Below are 16,713 nucleotides of genomic sequence, written 5' to 3'. Positions count from 1 at the left end.
CGGGCCATGGTGCAGAAGGCCAAGATCCTCCTGGTCGATGACCGGCCGGAGAATCTGCTGGCGCTGGAGGCCATTCTCTCCGCGCTCGATCAGACACTGGTGCGGGCATCGTCCGGGGAGGAAGCGCTCAAAGCGCTGCTGACGGATGATTTCGCAGTGATTCTGCTGGACGTCCAGATGCCGGGCATGGACGGTTTCGAGACCGCCGCGCACATCAAGCGGCGGGAGCGGACCCGGGACATCCCGATCATCTTCCTCACCGCGATCAACCACGGTCCGCACCACACGTTCCGGGGCTATGCCGCGGGGGCCGTGGACTACATCTCGAAGCCGTTCGACCCCTGGGTGCTGCGGGCGAAGGTGTCGGTCTTCGTCGAGCTCTACATGAAGAACTGCCAGCTGCGTGAGCAGGCGTCGCTGCTGCGTCTCCAGCTCGACGGCAGCGCTCCCGCGGTCGGTGACGCCAAGGAGCCCGCCGGGCTCCTCGCCGAACTGTCCGCGCGGCTCGCGGCAGTTGAGGAGCAGGCTGAGGCGCTCTCCAAACAGCTCGACGAGGAGTCGGCGGACGCCGCCGCGGTGGCCACCGCGGCCCATCTGGAGCGCAAACTCACCGGTCTCCGCAGGGCTCTGGACGCGCTGGAGCCGGGCACGGGCGGCCCGACTGCCCCGGTCCCCTCGCAGAATTGACGGGCCGTCCGGCGATCGCCGTCCGCTGAGGGCGCGTCACCGCGCGTCAAGAAGGCGTGTTCACCCCGGCGACACGAACGGGTGAAGCGGTAAGCACGCGTGTCCGTCGCCGCCGACACAGGTAACCTCGCCTCCATGGCCTCACGTACGTCCGGCAAGGGTTCCCCAGGCGCGGCGGGCACCGCCAAGCCGCGTGCCGGCCGTACCGGCCCAGCCAAGAAGGCAGCTCCGGCGAAGAAGACCGCCGCGAAGAAGACCGCCCCCGCGAAGCGCGCGCCCGCCAAGAAGGCGGCGGCGAAGCCCGCACCGAAACCGGCGCCGTCCCCCACCGGAGGCGTCTACCGGCTCGTGCGGGCTGTCTGGCTCGGCGCGGCCCACGGCGTCGGCGCGATGTTCCGCGGCATAGGACGCGGCGCGAAGGGGCTCGACCCGGCCCACCGCAAGGACGGGGTGGCGCTGCTGCTGCTCGGCCTCGCGCTCGTCATCGCGGCCGGCACCTGGTCGAATCTGCACGGCCCGGTCGGTGATCTCGTCGAGATGCTGATCACCGGCGCCTTCGGCCGGCTCGATCTGCTGGTTCCGATACTGCTGGGTGCCATCGCCGTACGGCTGATCCTCCACCCGGAGAAGCCGGAGGCGAACGGCCGGATCGTGATCGGGCTGTCCGCGCTGGTCCTCGGAGTGCTCGGCCAGGTCCACATCGCCTGCGGCGCTCCCGGGCGCGGGGACGGCACATCGGCCATGCAGGACGCCGGCGGGCTGATCGGCTGGGCCGCGTCCAAGCCGCTGATCTTCCTGATGGGTGATGTCCTCGCCGTACCGCTGCTCCTGCTGCTGACCGTCTTCGGGCTGCTGGTCGTCACGGCCACCCCCGTCACCGCCATCCCGCACCGGCTCAAGGCGCTCGGGGCCCGGCTCGGCATCGTCGACCCCGAGCCCGCGGGCGCCGAGCAGGACGAGCAGGACGACGAGCGGTACGAGGAGCAGTGGCGCGAGTCGCTGCCGGCCGGCCGCCGCACGGCCGCACCGCGCGGCCGCACCGCCGAGGTGTACGACGCCGAAGCCGCCGAGGAGCAGGCGCTCACCAAGCGCCGCACCAAGCCGCGCAGGCCGTCCGTGCAGCCGGCGCCCGGCCGGCCGATGGACGCCGTGGATGTCGCGGCTGCCGCTGCCGCGGCTCTGGATGGGGCGGTGCTGAACGGGCTGCCGCCCTCCCCGCTGGTCGCGGACCTGACCCAGGGCGTCTCCGTCGAGCGCCCCGACGCCACCCCTTCCGGGGCGCAGCCGGCGGCGCCCGTGCCGTCCGCCCGGGAGTCGGCGGGAGCCGGGAAGCCCGACGAGGCGGGCACGGGCGTACCCGACCTGACGAAGAAGTCCCCGAAGCCCCCCGAGTCACAGCCGCTGCCGTCCCGCGCCGAACAGCTCCAGCTCTCCGGCGACATCACCTACTCGCTGCCCTCACTGGACCTGCTGGTGCGCGGCGGCCCGGGCAAGACCCGCAGCGCCGCCAACGACGCGGTCGTCGCCTCGCTGTCGAACGTCTTCCGGGAGTTCAAGGTCGACGCGGCCGTCACCGGCTTCACCCGCGGCCCGACCGTCACCCGCTACGAGGTGGAGCTCGGCCCGGCCGTGAAGGTCGAGCGGATCACCGCGCTCACCAAGAACATCGCCTACGCGGTGGCCAGCCCGGACGTGCGGATCATCTCCCCGATCCCGGGCAAGTCCGCCGTCGGCATCGAGATCCCGAACACCGACCGAGAGATGGTCAACCTCGGTGACGTGCTGCGCCTCGCGGACGCGGCCGAGGACGACCACCCGATGCTGGTGGCGCTCGGCAAGGACGTCGAGGGCGGCTATGTGATGGCCAATCTGGCGAAGATGCCGCACGTCCTGGTCGCGGGCGCGACCGGCTCCGGAAAGTCCTCCTGCATCAACTGCCTGATCACCTCGGTGATGGTGCGGGCGACCCCCGAGGACGTACGGATGGTGCTGGTCGACCCGAAGCGCGTCGAACTGACCGCGTACGAGGGCATCCCGCACCTCATCACCCCGATCATCACCAACCCCAAGCGTGCCGCCGAGGCGCTCCAGTGGGTCGTGCGCGAGATGGACCTGCGGTACGACGACCTCGCGGCCTACGGCTACCGGCACATCGACGACTTCAACCAGGCCGTGCGCAGCGGCAAGGCCAAGGCGCCGGAGGGCAGCGAGCGCGAGCTCTCCCCGTACCCGTATCTGCTGGTCATCGTCGACGAGCTCGCCGACCTGATGATGGTCGCGCCGCGTGACGTCGAGGACTCCATCGTCCGGATCACCCAGTTGGCGCGCGCCGCCGGCATCCACCTGGTGCTGGCGACCCAGCGGCCGTCGGTCGACGTCGTCACCGGTCTGATCAAGGCCAACGTGCCCTCGCGCCTCGCCTTCGCCACCTCGTCGCTCGCCGACAGCCGGGTCATCCTCGACCAGCCGGGCGCCGAGAAGCTGATCGGCAAGGGCGACGGACTCTTCCTCCCGATGGGGGCGAACAAACCCACCCGTATGCAGGGCGCCTTCGTCACCGAGGAAGAGGTCGGTGAGATCGTCCAGCACTGCAAGGACCAGATGGCGCCCGTCTTCCGCGACGACGTCGTGGTCGGGACGGCCAAGAAGAAGGAGATCGACGGAGACATCGGCGACGATCTCGATCTGCTGTGCCAGGCCGCCGAACTGGTCGTCTCCACACAGTTCGGCTCGACATCGATGCTCCAGCGCAAGCTGCGCGTCGGCTTCGCGAAGGCGGGCCGGCTGATGGACCTCATGGAGTCGCGGAACATCGTCGGACCCAGCGAAGGGTCCAAGGCCCGCGACGTGCTGGTGAAGCCGGACGAGATGGACGGCGTGCTCGCGGTGATCCGCGGCGAGACCGAGCCGTAGCCGATCGGCGGGCAACCGTTTCCTCCGGCCGTACGTCAAGTTGAGGAGACACACAGAGAAGAAGGGCCGGGGATGTCCCGCAGACGGGTTGTCTCCCGGCCCGCCCGGCGGGTCGTCCGGTGATTCGCCGACCTGATGGCGTACAAAGTGCGCGCTCAGGTTGCCCCACCCTTTCACCACCCCCCTAGACTGAACATCCAGCAGGTGGCTCACGCTCGAAAGGCGCCCCCGTGTCCATCGGCAACTCCCCCGAAGACGACCGGCCTTCGATCGGTCACGCCCTCCATCAGGCCCGGATCGCCGCCGGTCTGTCGGTAGAGGAAGTCAGCTCGGCCACACGGGTGCGCATCCCCATCGTGCACGCGATCGAGCAGGACGACTTCTCCCGCTGCGGCGGCCAGGTGTACGCCCGCGGTCACATCCGTACGCTGGCGCGCGCCGTCGCCGTCGACCCGACGCCGCTGGTCGACCAGTACGACGCGGAACACGGCGGCCGTCCCGAGCCGACCCCGGTCGCTCCGCTCTTCGAGGCGGAACGCATCAAGCCCGAGCGCCGCCGCCCGAACTGGACCGCGGCCATGGTCGCCGCGATCGTCGTCGTGCTCGGCTTCGTCGGGTTCACCATGTTCACCGGCGGCAGCGGCGACAAGAAGAGCAACCAGGTCGCCGAAGGCCCCACGACCGCCACGAAGGGCGCCAGCCCGAAGCCCAGCAAGCCGGCCGATCCCAAGCCCAGCTCTCCCGCCGCGTCGGACAGCGCCATCGCCGCTGTGCCGAAGGACAAGGTGACGGTGAAGCTGTCCGCTGTCGACGACAAGAGCTGGATCTCCGCGAAGGCGCACAACGGCAAGCTGCTCTTCGACGGTGTGCTCGCCAAGGGCGAGTCCAAGACCTTCACGGACGCCCAGCAGGTCGACCTGATCCTCGGGAACGCCGGCGCGATCCAGCTGTTCGTGAACGGCAAGGACGTCCACAACGACTTCCAGACCGGCCAGGTCGAGCGTCTCTCCTACACCAAGGGCGACCCCGAGGCGGGCTGATCACCCTCGCGGAACGGGCGTGGGCCGGGACAAAGTAGTCTTGAGCCCATGCCCGAACGCCGTACCGTCGCCCTTGTCACTCTTGGCTGCGCCCGTAACGAGGTGGACTCGGAGGAGCTCGCAGGCCGCTTGGCAGCGGACGGCTGGGACCTCGTCGAGGACGCCGCCGCCGCGGACGTGGCCGTCGTCAACACCTGTGGATTCGTCGAAGCCGCCAAGAAGGACTCCGTCGACGCCCTGCTCGAAGCCAACGATCTGAAGGATCACGGGAAGACGCAGGCCGTCGTCGCCGTCGGCTGTATGGCCGAGCGGTACGGCAAGGATCTTGCCGAAGCGCTGCCCGAGGCCGACGGAATCCTCGGATTCGACGACTACGCCGATATCTCCGACCGCCTCCAGACCATCCTGAACGGCGGGATCCACGCGTCGCACACCCCGCGCGACCGCCGCAAGCTGCTGCCGATCAGCCCGGCCGAGCGCCAGGACGCGCCCGGTGTGGCACTTCCCGGCCACGCGCAGGACACCCCGCCCGACGACCTGCCGGAGGGGATCGCCCCGGTCTCCGGGCCACGCGCACCGCTGCGCCGCAGACTCGGCAACAGCCCCGTGGCCTCCGTGAAGCTGGCCTCCGGCTGCGACCGGCGGTGCTCCTTCTGCGCCATCCCGTCCTTCCGCGGCTCCTTCATCTCGCGCCGCCCGTCCGATGTGCTCGGCGAGACGCGCTGGCTGGCCGGGCAGGGGGTCAAGGAGGTCATGCTGGTCTCCGAGAACAACACCTCGTACGGCAAGGACCTCGGCGACATCCGGCTCCTGGAGACGCTGCTGCCTGAGCTCGCGGATGTCGAGGGCATCGAGCGGATCAGGGTCAGCTATCTGCAGCCTGCCGAGATGCGGCCCGGGCTGATCGACGTCCTGACGTCGACCCCGAAGGTCGCCCCGTACTTCGACCTCTCCTTCCAGCACTCGGCACCCGGTGTGCTCCGCGCGATGCGCCGCTTCGGGGACACCGACCGGTTCCTCGAACTGCTCGGCACGATCCGAGGCAAGGCACCGCAGGCCGGTGCGCGCTCCAACTTCATCGTGGGCTTCCCCGGCGAGAGCGAGAGCGACCTGGCGGAGCTGGAGCGTTTCCTCACCGGGGCGCGGCTCGACGCGATCGGGGTCTTCGGCTACTCGGACGAGGACGGCACGGAGGCGGTCGGCTACGAGAACAAGCTGGACGCCGAGGTCATCGCCGAACGGCTCGAACACATCTCGCGGCTCGCCGAGGAGCTGACCGCGCAGCGGGCCGAGGAGCGGCTCGGCGAGACGCTCTCGGTCCTCGTGGAGTCCGTGGACGGCGAGGACGGTGCGGTCGGCAGGGCCGCGCACCAGGCGCCCGAGACGGACGGGCAGGTGATGTTCACGGCAAGCGAGGGCCTGGTCCCCGGCCGTATGGTCGTGGCGAAGGTGGTCGGTACCGAAGGTGTCGACCTGGTGGCCGAATGTCTTGGTGAGGAGGCAGCCAGATGACCGGAGTCCCGGCATCCGCTACGGGCGGCGGTACCGGTGCCAAGCCGGCGCCCGCCGGAAAGCTGGGTGCCGCGGTGGTCAATCAGGCCAGCCTGTGGAACGTCGCGAATCTGCTGACCATGGTGCGGCTGGTGCTCGTACCCGGCTTCGTGCTGCTGCTGCTCCACGACGGCGGCTACGACCCGGTCTGGCGGGCCTGGGCCTGGGCGGCCTTCGCCGTCGCGATGATCACCGATGTCTTCGACGGCCATCTGGCGCGGACGTACAACCTGGTCACCGACTTCGGGAAGATCGCCGACCCCATCGCCGACAAGGCGATCATGGGGGCGGCGCTGATCTGTCTCTCGTACCTCGGTGATCTGCCCTGGTGGGTGACGGGCGTGATCCTCTTCCGGGAGCTCGGGATCACCCTGATGCGGTTCTGGGTGATCAGGCACGCGGTGATTCCGGCCAGTCGCGGGGGCAAGATCAAGACGCTCGCGCAGGGCACGGCCGTCGGGATGTACGTCCTGGCGCTGACCGGCCCGCTGGCCACCATGCGGTTCTGGGTGATGGCGGTCGCCGTGGTGCTGACCGTGGTGACCGGCCTCGACTACGTACAGCAGGCCGTGACCGCCCGCCGTAAGGGTCTCGCGGCCGAGCGGGCCGCCCGGTGAGTTCGGCGGCCCGGGTGCTGGAGCTCCTGGCGGACCGGGGGGAGACCCTCGCCGTCGCCGAGTCGCTCACCGGCGGTCTGCTGGCCGCCGAGCTCACCTCGGTCCCAGGTGCCTCCCGGGTCTTCCGCGGGTCCCTCACGGCGTACGCGACGGCCCTCAAGCAGGAAGTCCTCGGCGTCGACGGGACTCTGCTGGCGGAGCGCGGGCCGGTGGATCCCGGGGTCGCCCGGCAGATGGCGGCCGGGGTGCGACGGGTGCTGGGCGCGGACTGGGGGATGGCGACCACCGGGGTGGCCGGTCCCGCCATGCAGGACGGGCAGCCCGTCGGGACGGTGTACGTCGCGGTTTCCGGGCCGGGCGGGGCAGAGAATATGGCCTCACTGCGGTTGAACGGGGACCGGGCGGAAATCCGTAGAGAGAGCGTGCTGGGCGTTCTCGGACTGCTCTGCGATGAACTCCGTGCGAATGCGCGGACACAGGATACGGAAGAGAACGGGGGGAATTGATGTTTGCAGCCCTGAGTGAACACGACATCGCTCCCCGCACGGCCGCGGCGCAAGGCGGTACGGTGGGGCGTGAAGGATGCGGCTACGCGGTCCGAGGAGGGAGCCACCGATGATTCTGCTCCGTCGCCTGTTGGGTGACGTGCTGCGTCGGCAGCGCCAGCGCCAGGGCCGTACTCTGCGCGAAGTCTCCTCGTCCGCCCGAGTCTCTCTCGGTTATCTGTCCGAGGTGGAGCGGGGGCAGAAGGAGGCATCCTCCGAGCTGCTCTCCGCGATCTGCGACGCGCTTGACGTACGGATGTCCGAGCTCATGCGAGAAGTGAGTGACGAACTGTCGCTCGCGGAGCTGGCCGAGTCGGCAGCGTCCACTGAGCCCGTGCCTGTGCCGGTACGCTCGATGCTCAATTCCGTTTCCGTGACGTCGGTCACGGGTGTTCCTACCGAGCGGGTGACGATCAAGGCGCCCGCCGAGGCCGTGAATGTAGTAGCGGCCTAGTACGTGCTTCCCGGCTCCGGCTGGTCCTCAGGGACCGGTCGGAGCCGTTTTCCGTCTCGGGCTGCCCTGGATGTCCCCTTTGCGGATATTTGTGCCATGGTGGTGGAAACGTACGAACATCTGGGAGGACCCGCATGTCTGGCGTGAAGAGCTCTCTGCCCGAAGCCGATCTGAAAGTGGTCGGAGATGCCCTCCAGGGTGCGCTGGCCGATCTGATCGATCTGTCGCTGGTCGCCAAGCAGGTGCACTGGAACGTGGTCGGACCGCGCTTCCGGTCGGTTCATCTGCAGCTCGACGAGGTGGTCGACACCGCGCGTCAGTACACGGACACGGTGGCCGAGCGGGCCTCCGCGATCGGTGTGACGCCGGACGGACGGGCCGCCACGGTCTCCAAGACGAGCGCGATCCGGGAGGTCCCGGACGGGCGGATCAGCGACACCGACGCCGTACGGACCCTGGTGGCCGCCCTCGGGGCCGTCATCACCCGGATGCGGGAGCGGATCGCGGCCACCGATGTCCCGGACCCGGTCACCCAGGATCTGCTCATTGCGGTCACCGCGGCTCTGGAGAAGCACGCCTGGATGTACCAGGCGGAGAACGCGTGACAGCGGCTGGGTCGTAGTCCTGCCGGTCCTGCCGGTCCTGCCGGTCCTGCGGTCCTACGAGACTGCGGTCCTGCGGTCCTGCGGTCTCGTAGGGGCGGGGAAGGCGTGGCAAGCGACGAACGCGTGATATCGGTGCGGATATGCGCCGGGCGGGCACCTCGTGCGCTCTCCCGCCGGGTGATGGGACCCGGTCGGCGCCGTGGCCGGAGAGGGGCCGTGGGCGGTATGCCCCGGCCGGTCTCTCCGGGTGCGGCTCCGGCGTCAGCCGGAGGAGGCGGCCATGGTGCGGCGGTGGATGCCGGCGGTGATACCGGCGCTCATACTCGGCGGTCTGTGGTGGTGGGCCGTCCTGCGGCTGGTGCTGGTGCCCGGCGCGTCCGGGCCGCTGGAGGGCACCGTCGTGATCGGGGGGTGGGGGCTGAGTCTGTTGCCGGTGCATGTGGTCGCGCTGCCGGCCGGCCGCTCGCGGGCCCGGCGGCGGGCGGGTGCGCGTTCCGCGGGGGTGCGGGGGAGGCGGTGGGCTGTGGAGCGTCCTGGTGGTGTGCCGGGGGGTGGGGCGGCTGTGGAGCGTTCCGGTGGGGTGCTGCGTGGAGGGGCGGGGGAGCGGCGTTGGGGTGGGGATTCGTTGGGCCGGGCCGTGGTGCGGCTTGTCACCAGGGCATCGCGACGCCGCCGTTAGGGCGCAGGATCTGTCCCGTCGTGAAGGCTGCGGCGTCGGACGCCAGGTGCAGTACGGCGTGTGCGATCTCATCGGGCGTGCCCACCCGGCCCAGTGGCGACATCCGGGACATCAGGGCGGCGGTGTGTGCCTGGGCCTCGCTGTTGTTGTGCCGCTCGGTCATGGGCGTACGGATCCAGCCGGGGGCGACCGCGTTGACCCGGATCCCGTGCGGCCCCACCTCGGTCGCGAGCGTCTTCGTCAGCTGGAAGACGGCCGCTTTCGTCACGCCGTAGCAGAGCAGTCCCGGCCCTCCGGTGTCCACGGCGCCGGATGCCATCGTGACGATGCTGCCCGCCGTCCCTGTCGCGATCATGCTGCGGGCCGCTGCCTGGCAGGCGTACAGCACGCCCTTGAAGTTGACGGCGAGGACGCGGTCCAGGTCCTCGTCCCGTGTCTCCAGGACCGGACTGCTGTGCATGATCCCCGCGACGGCCGCCAGGATGTCCAGCCGGCCGGAGGTCGCGGTGACTCCCTCGACGGCCGCTTCCACGGCGCTGCGGTCGGAGACGTCCAGGGGGTGGAGGTGCGCGGTGCCGCCCGCTTCGGTGATGGTGGCGGCGGTCGCGCGCAGGCCCGCTTCGTCGCGGTCCGCGCAGTGGACGGTGGCGCCTGCTTCCGCGAGAAGGACCGCGCAGGCGCGGCCGATGCCGCTCGCGGCGCCGGTGATGAACGCGGTGCGGCCGGTGAGGTCGTACGCCGTGACGGGCATGACGGGACCGTACGACTGAATCTGACGGGGCGTCAACTGTGGGGTGGGTGAAGGGCGGAGGGGGGAGGGTGTGGCTCGGGAGGGTCTGGGGTGGGCTAGGTGGGTGTCGTCGGGCTGGTGGGGCTGGCGGGGCTGGTGGGGCCTGTCTGGCAGGTGGGGCACCAGTAGGTCGGGCGTTCACGGGCGCCGGTGCCGGTGCGGGTGTGTTTGCCGCTGCTGTCGGTCCGGTAGGCCCGGCGTACCTGCGTTCCGCAGCGCAGACAGGGGCGGGGAGCGCGGCCGTAGACGTACAGGCGCTGGTCCGGCCGGCCCGTCGTGGTGCGGACGGGGCGGTCGCGGTTGGCCTCCAGCAGCTTCTTGGCGACGGTCACCGCCCTTTCGGGGCGGGGGAGTTCGCCGACCGGCAGCCAGGGGGTGGCGCGCAGTACGAAACAGATCTCCGCTGCGAAGACATTGCCGATGCCCGCGAGGTTGCGCTGGTCGAGAAGGGCTTCGGCGATGGGCCGGCCGGGCTCCGCCAACAGGTTGGTGAGTGCCTTGCCGGGATCCCAGTCCGGACCCAGGAGGTCCGGTCCGAGGTGGCCCACGACCGTGCTCTCGTCGGCGGTCCGCAGGAGTTCGAGTACGGGGAGGCGGTAGCCGACGGCGGTGTGTCCGGCGGTTCCGATGACGGCGCGGATCTCGTACGAAGGGCCGCCCCGCCAGCGTTCGCCCGGGGCGTAGAGCTTCCAGGCGCCTTCCATGCGCAGATGGCTGTGCAGGGTGAGGCCGCCTTCGGTGCGCATCAGTAGATGTTTGCCGCGCGGGGTGACGTCGAGGACGGTGCGCCCGGTGAGATCCGCGGTCGCGAACCGGGGGACGCGCAGGTCGAACCGGGTGAGGGTGTGGCCGGCGAGCGCCGTGTGCAGCCGCCGGGCGGCCTGGTGGACGCTGTCTCCTTCGGGCATCTCTCCATGATGCGGGCTTGTTGCCGGGCGCGGTGGTCCGGCGGCCGGGTGGTCCGGTGCCCGGGTGGCCGGGTACTGGGGCAGGTCCGGGCTTGTGGGGCAGGTCCGGGTGGGGGTGCCGCGTTGTCGGGTTCCGGGTTGCCAGGCGGAACGTTGTTCCGTATCGTTAGTGGAACAATGTTCCGCTTTTGGTCGCGTCCGGCGCCACCGTGTTGAGCTTGAAAGGACCAGTGGTCCCATGCCGCAGTCACCACAGCCCCGTTTCGGGATCATGACCGCGCCCTCGCAGGTCGACTACGCCGACATCCTGCGGGTCTGGCGCGAGGCCGACGCGATCCCCGAGATCGAGCACGCATGGCTCTTCGATCACCTCATGCCGATCGGGGGCGACCCGAACGGGGTGGCCTACGAAGGCTGGACGCTGCTCTCGGCCCTGGCCGCGCAGACCCGGCGGCTGCGCATCGGTGTGCTGGTGACCAGCAACCGCTTCCGCCCGCCCGCGATGCTGGCCAAGATCGCGGCGACCGTCGACGTCATCTCCCACGGGCGGCTCGACTTCGGAATCGGCGCCGGCTCACGGCCCGGTCACCCCGTGGCCCGGCGCGAGTACGAGGCGCACGGTCTGCCCTTCCACGACGCCGCCCACGCCGTCGCCGGTCTCGCCGAGGCGTGCACGGTCATCCGGCGGCTGTGGACCGAGCCGGAGCCGTTCGACTTCGACGGTGACCACATCCGGCTGACCGGCGCGTTCGGCAACCCCAAACCCGTTCAGCGCCCGCACCCGCCCCTCCTCATCGGCGGACGCGCGTCAGCGACGCTCCGAGTGGTCGCCGAGCACGCCGACGTGTGGAACTTCCCCGGCGGCGACGTGGACGACGCCGCCGCTCGCAGCGCCCTGCTCGACCGCTACTGCGCCGAGATCGGGCGCGATCCCGCCTCGATCACCCGCTCGCTCGTGCTGCCGGTCTCCTACGAGGATCCCGGTACGACCCGGGAGTCGATCGGCAGGGCGACCGCGGCCGGCTTCCAGCACATCGTCCTGGGGCTGTCGGCCCCCTACCCCGTGGACGTCGCACGATGGGTCGCCGACGAACTCATCACCGCGACGGCCCAGGAGCACGGTGCGGCATGACCCGGCCTGCCGCAGTGTGACTTCGATGGCCCCGGCATGACCCGCCCGCAGGCATGACCTACCCGTAGGCATGGCCCGCCCCCGTATGACTCTGCCGCCCCGGTGCGACGGCGCCCCGCTGTTCCGGATCTCCTGTTCAGGCTCTCAGCCGCAACCCCCTCGGAGTGGCCACGAAACCGGCTGCCTCCAAGGTCCGGCCCAGGTCCGATGTGAGCGCCGCCGTGCCGTTGGTGCGCTCCACGGTCACGGTGCCGAGCGCCCCCGAAGCCGCCGCCGCGGCGAGCGCCTCTCCGGCGGCCAGCAGCGCCGGGTGGTCGGGCTCGGTGGGCCAGGCCAGCAGGCTCTTGCCACCGCGCTCCATGTAAAGGATCAGCTCGCCGTCCACCAGGACGACCAGAGCGCCCGCCTTGCGGCCGGGCTTGTGGCCCACCCCGCCCGGGGATTCCGGCCAAGGCAGCGCCGCCCCATAGGCGTTCGCCGGATCCGCCGCGGCCAGCACCAGCGCGCGGCCCGGTGTGCCCGCGTCCGTACGGTCGCGCGCGGTGGCGGCAGCACGCAGCCGGTCGACCGCACCGTCCATCGCGAACTGGGCCGCGCCCAGGCCCTCCACGACATAGCCCCGTCGTGCCTGCCCGGTGTCCTCGAACGCGGAGAGGATCCGGTAGACGGCGGAGAAGCCGCCCTCGACCCCTTCGGCCGATACCGCGCCCCGGGTGACGACGCCGTGCCGGTCCAGGAGCGTACGGGCCAGGGCGTGTGCACGGCGGGTCGCGTCGGGCTCGGCGGCCGGGAGCAAGGACCAGCGGCCCGCCACGGTCGGCGGCCCGGTCCGGGAGACGGGGCGCGCCCCCGCGGTGAGTGAGCCGTACCGCCCGCGCGGGACCGTCCGGCGGGCGCGGTGGGCGGTGGAGCCCGCCGTCCGGCCCGAGCCGAGCAGGGCGCGGAGCGGGGCCAGGGTGTCGTTGGTCAGCCGGCCCGACCAGGCCAGATCCCAGATGGCGTCGGCCAGTTGGGGATCCGTGCAGTCCGGGTGGGTGGTGGCCTGGACGTGGTCCTTGAGCTGGCGGAAGAAGAGGCCGTAGCCCGGGGCGAGGGCCTGGAGCACGGACTCGTGCAGCGCGCTCAGCTCCAGTGGGTGCGGCGGTGGGACGAGCAGCGGTGCGCTGTCCGCCAGGAAGAGGGAGATCCAGCCGTCCTTGCCCGGAAGGGCGCCCGCGCCGGCCCAGACGACCTCACCGGTGGTGGTGAGTTCGTCCAGGAGGGCCGGGGTGTAGCCGGACACCCTCGCGGGCAGGACCAGTCTCTCCAGCGCGGATGCGGGGACCGGTGCCCCCTGGAGCTGCTCGATGGCGCGGGCCAGACCGTCGATGCCGCGCAGGCCGCCGGCGCCGAGATGCTGCCACTGGGGGAGGAACGAGGCGAGGGCCTCGGGCGGAACCGGTTCGAGCTCCTCGCGCAGCGCCGCGAGGGAGCGGCGGCGGAGCCTGCGCAGCACGGTGGCGTCGCACCACTCCTGGCCGATGCCCGAGGGGTGGAACTCGCCCTGGACGACCCGGCCCGCGGCGGCGAGCCGCTGCAGCGCGCCGTCCGTGACCGCGCTGCCCAGACCGAAGCGTGCCGCTGCCGTCGACGAGGTGAACGGGCCGTGCGTGCGGGCGAAGCGGGACAGCAGATCGCCGAGCGGATCCTTGACCGGCTCGGTGAACGCCTCGGGCACACCCACCGGCAGCGCGGTGCCGAGCGCGTCTCGCAGTCTGCCCGCGTCCTCGATCGCCGCCCAGTGGTCGGTGCCCGCGATACGGACCCGGATGGCGCGGCGGGACGCCGCCAGCTCCGGCGCCCAGTGCGGCTCAGCCCCGCGCTCGGCCAGTTCGGCGTCCGTCAGCGGGCCCAGCAGCCGCAGCCGGTCCGCCACCCCCTCGGCGTCCTTGATCCGCCGGTCGTCCGTCAGCCACTGGAGCTCGCGCTCCAGCTCTTCCAGCACGTCGGCGTCCAGCAACTCGCGCAGTTCGGCCCGGCCCAGCAGCTCGGCGAGGAGCCGGGAGTCCAGCGAGAGGGCCGCCGCCCGCCGCTCCGCCAACGGCGAGTCGCCCTCGTACAGGAACTGGGCGACATAGCCGAAGAGGAGCGAGCGGGCGAACGGCGAGGGCTCGGCCGTGGTGACTTCGACGAGCCGCACGCGGCGCGACTCGATGTCGCCCATCAGCTCGGTGAGGCCCGGTACGTCGAACACGTCCTGGAGGCACTCACGGACGGCTTCGAGGACGATGGGGAACGAGCCGAACTCGCTCGCGACCTGCAGGAGCTGGGAGGCACGCTGGCGCTGCTGCCACAGCGGTGTCCGCTTGCCCGGGCTGCGGCGCGGCAGGAGCAGGGCGCGCGCCGCGCACTCCCGGAAGCGGGAGGCGAAGAGAGCCGAGCTGCCCACCTGATCTGTGACGATCTGATTGATCTCACCCTTGTCGAAGGCCACATCGGCCGCCCCGAGCGGGGCCTGTTCGGTGTCGTACTCGACGCCAGGGGCGGCCGGATCGGCGTCCAGCAGGTCGAGGCCCATCAGATCGGCGTCGGGGAGCCGCAGCACGATCCCGTCGTCGGCGTGCATGACCTGGGCGTCCATCCCGTACCGCTCGGAGAGCTTGGCGCCGAGCGCGAGCGCCCAGGGCGCGTGCACCTGCGCGCCGAACGGGGAGTGCACCACCACCCGCCAGTCGCCCAGCTCGTCACGGAACCGTTCGACGACGATGGTCCGGTCGTCCGGCACATGGCCGCAGGCCCGGCGCTGCTCGTCCAGGTAGGAGAGGACATTGTCGGCGGCCCAGGCGTCCAGCCCGGCGGCGAGCAGCCGCAGTCTCGCGTCGTCCGGGGCGAGCCCGCCCACCTCGCGGAGGAACGCGCCCACGGCACGGCCCAGTTCGAGCGGGCGGCCCAGCTGGTCGCCCTTCCAGAACGGCAGCCGTCCCGGCACCCCCGGGGCCGGGGTGACCAGCACCCGGTCGCGGGTGATGTCCTCGATGCGCCAGGACGTGGTGCCGAGGGTGAAGACGTCGCCCACCCTGGACTCGTAGACCATCTCCTCGTCCAGCTCACCGACCCGCCCCCCGCCCTTCTTGGGGTCGGCCCCGGCGAGGAAGACGCCGAAGAGACCGCGGTCGGGGATGGTGCCGCCGGATGTGACGGCGAGGCGCTGCGCCCCGGGGCGGCCCGTGACCGTACCGGCGATCCGGTCCCAGACCACGCGCGGGCGCAGTTCCGCGAAGGCGTCCGACGGATAGCGTCCGGCGAGCATGTCCAGGACCGCGGTGAAGGCGGACTCCGGGAGCGCGGCGAAGGGCGCGGCGCGGCGGACCACCGCCAGCAGGTCGTCGGCCTGCCAGCTGTCGAGCGCCACCATGGCGACCAGCTGCTGGGCCAGCACATCCAGCGGGTTCGACGGGATCCGCAGCGCCTCGATCGAGCCGGTCCGCATCCGCTCGGTCACCACGGCGGCTTGCACCAGGTCCCCGCGGTACTTGGGGAAGACCACACCCGTGGACACGGCGCCCACCTGGTGTCCCGCGCGCCCCACCCGCTGGAGGCCGGAGGCCACCGAAGGCGGTGACTCGACCTGGACGACCAGATCGACCGCCCCCATGTCGATCCCCAGCTCAAGGCTGGATGTGGCCACGACGGCGGGCAGCCGGCCCGCCTTCAGATCCTCCTCGACCTGGGCGCGCTGCTCCTTGGACACCGAGCCGTGGTGTGCGCGGGCCAGCAGGGCGGGCGCCCCCTTGGCCGCGCCCGACTCGGCCATCACCTCGGCGGGTGAGTGCGCCTCCGGCATGACCTCGCCGGTCGCCCGCTCGTACGCGATCTCGTTCAGCCTGTTGCACAGGCGCTCCGCCAGGCGGCGGGAGTTGGCGAAGACGATCGTCGAGCGGTGCGCCTGGACCAGGTCCGCGATGCGTTCCTCGACGTGTGGCCAGATGGACGGCTTCTCCGCCTTGTCCGGGTCGGTGTCGGAGGCCGGGGAACCGCCCAGCTCACCGAGGTCCTCGACGGGGACGACCACCGACAGGTCGAATTCCTTGCCCGAGGGCGGCTGCACGATCTCGGCCTTGCGCTGCGGTGAGAGATAGCGGGCGATCTCGTCCACCGGCCTGACCGTCGCGGACAGCCCGATACGGCGGGCCGGGCGCGGCAACAGCTCGTCCAGCCGCTCCAGGGACACCGCGAGATGCGCACCCCGCTTGGTGCCAGCGACGGCGTGGACCTCGTCCAGGATCACCGTCTCGACGCCCGCCAGCGCCTCACGCGCCGATGAGGTCAGCATCAGGAACAGCGACTCGGGGGTGGTGATCAGGATGTCCGGCGGCCGGAGCGCCATCGAGCGCCGCTCCCCGGCGGGGGTGTCACCCGAGCGGATACCGACCCGCACATCGGGCTCCGGCAGCCCCAGCCGCACCGACTCCTGACGGATACCGGTGAGCGGGCTGCGGAGATTGCGCTCGACGTCCACGGCGAGCGCCTTGAGCGGGGAGACATAGAGGACCCGGCAGCGCTTCCTGGCATCGGCGGGCGGCGGCGCCGACGCCAGCTGGTCGAGGGCGGCCAAGAACGCCGCGAGCGTCTTGCCCGAGCCGGTCGGGGCCACGACCAGCACATCGGACCCGGCCCCGATCGCCCGCCACGCACCGTCCTGGGCCGGGGTGGGCGCGGTGAAGGCCCCCGTGAACCAGCCGCGGGTCGCGGGGGAGAAGGAGTCGAGCGCTGACGTCACCATGTCCCCATCGTGCACTCCACCACTGACAAC

At 71.4% G+C, this 16,713-nt stretch carries 12 protein-coding genes; 9 read left to right on the top strand and 3 right to left on the bottom strand.

Annotated elements, in window-relative coordinates:
- The first annotated feature begins 6 nt into the window (after window positions 1-6).
- From OG510_RS09125 to OG510_RS09090, 8 genes are all read left to right on the top strand, one after another.
- Entirely contained in the window at window positions 7-687 is a 681-nt protein-coding gene (locus OG510_RS09125) for a two-component system response regulator (protein WP_164266742.1), read from the top strand.
- Window positions 688-822: 135 nt separating this feature from the next.
- Entirely contained in the window at window positions 823-3,600 is a 2,778-nt protein-coding gene (locus OG510_RS09120) for a DNA translocase FtsK (RefSeq protein ID WP_406136274.1), read from the top strand.
- 230 nt (window positions 3,601-3,830) lie between these two features.
- A complete protein-coding gene (locus tag OG510_RS09115) occupies window positions 3,831-4,640 on the top strand; it encodes a helix-turn-helix domain-containing protein (protein WP_406136273.1) in 810 nt (269 codons plus the stop codon).
- A 48-nt stretch (window positions 4,641-4,688) separates the two neighbouring features.
- Window positions 4,689-6,152 (top strand): 30S ribosomal protein S12 methylthiotransferase RimO, encoded by a 1,464-nt coding sequence (gene rimO / locus OG510_RS09110; RefSeq protein WP_406136271.1) that lies wholly within the window; start codon window positions 4,689-4,691, stop codon window positions 6,150-6,152.
- Window positions 6,149-6,808 carry a CDP-diacylglycerol--glycerol-3-phosphate 3-phosphatidyltransferase gene (gene pgsA / locus OG510_RS09105; protein ID WP_406136269.1) on the top strand — a complete coding sequence of 220 codons (660 nt, stop codon included), beginning with the start codon at window positions 6,149-6,151 and terminating at the stop codon, window positions 6,806-6,808. Before rimO ends, pgsA begins: the two co-directional genes overlap by 4 nt.
- Window positions 6,805-7,314 (top strand): CinA family protein, encoded by a 510-nt coding sequence (locus tag OG510_RS09100; RefSeq protein ID WP_406136268.1) that lies wholly within the window; start codon window positions 6,805-6,807, stop codon window positions 7,312-7,314. Before pgsA ends, OG510_RS09100 begins: the two co-directional genes overlap by 4 nt.
- A 109-nt stretch (window positions 7,315-7,423) precedes the next feature.
- The gene (locus tag OG510_RS09095) at window positions 7,424-7,807 is read left to right on the top strand and encodes a helix-turn-helix domain-containing protein (protein ID WP_164266895.1); all 384 of its coding nucleotides are present in this window, start codon (window positions 7,424-7,426) and stop codon (window positions 7,805-7,807) included.
- Between the two features lie 134 nt (window positions 7,808-7,941).
- Window positions 7,942-8,412 carry a Dps family protein gene (locus OG510_RS09090; RefSeq protein ID WP_406136267.1) on the top strand — a complete coding sequence of 157 codons (471 nt, stop codon included), beginning with the start codon at window positions 7,942-7,944 and terminating at the stop codon, window positions 8,410-8,412.
- 650 nt (window positions 8,413-9,062) lie between these two features.
- Here the strand turns inward: OG510_RS09090 and OG510_RS09085 are convergent.
- Entirely contained in the window at window positions 9,063-9,842 is a 780-nt protein-coding gene (locus OG510_RS09085) for an SDR family NAD(P)-dependent oxidoreductase (protein WP_406136266.1), read from the bottom strand.
- Between the two features lie 95 nt (window positions 9,843-9,937).
- Complete coding sequence (locus OG510_RS09080) at window positions 9,938-10,789, bottom strand: Fpg/Nei family DNA glycosylase (protein WP_406136264.1); 852 nt, start codon at window positions 10,787-10,789, stop codon at window positions 9,938-9,940.
- A gap of 238 nt (window positions 10,790-11,027) precedes the next feature.
- On the opposite strand from OG510_RS09080, the gene OG510_RS09075 reads away from it, so the two are divergent.
- On the top strand, window positions 11,028-11,921 hold the full coding sequence (locus tag OG510_RS09075; protein ID WP_406136263.1) for an LLM class flavin-dependent oxidoreductase: 894 nt from the start codon (window positions 11,028-11,030) through the stop codon (window positions 11,919-11,921).
- Between the two features lie 136 nt (window positions 11,922-12,057).
- Here the strand turns inward: OG510_RS09075 and OG510_RS09070 are convergent, their stop codons facing one another.
- Entirely contained in the window at window positions 12,058-16,683 is a 4,626-nt protein-coding gene (locus OG510_RS09070; RefSeq protein WP_406136262.1) for an ATP-dependent helicase, read from the bottom strand.
- Between the last annotated feature and the right edge of the window lie 30 nt (window positions 16,684-16,713).

The sequence above is a fragment of the Streptomyces sp. NBC_01089 genome (genome assembly GCF_045162975.1).
Lineage (GTDB): Bacteria > Actinomycetota > Actinomycetes > Streptomycetales > Streptomycetaceae > Streptomyces.
The sequence above is the reverse complement of the archived record's forward strand: the minus strand, read 5'-3'. Positions and strand labels throughout refer to the sequence as shown.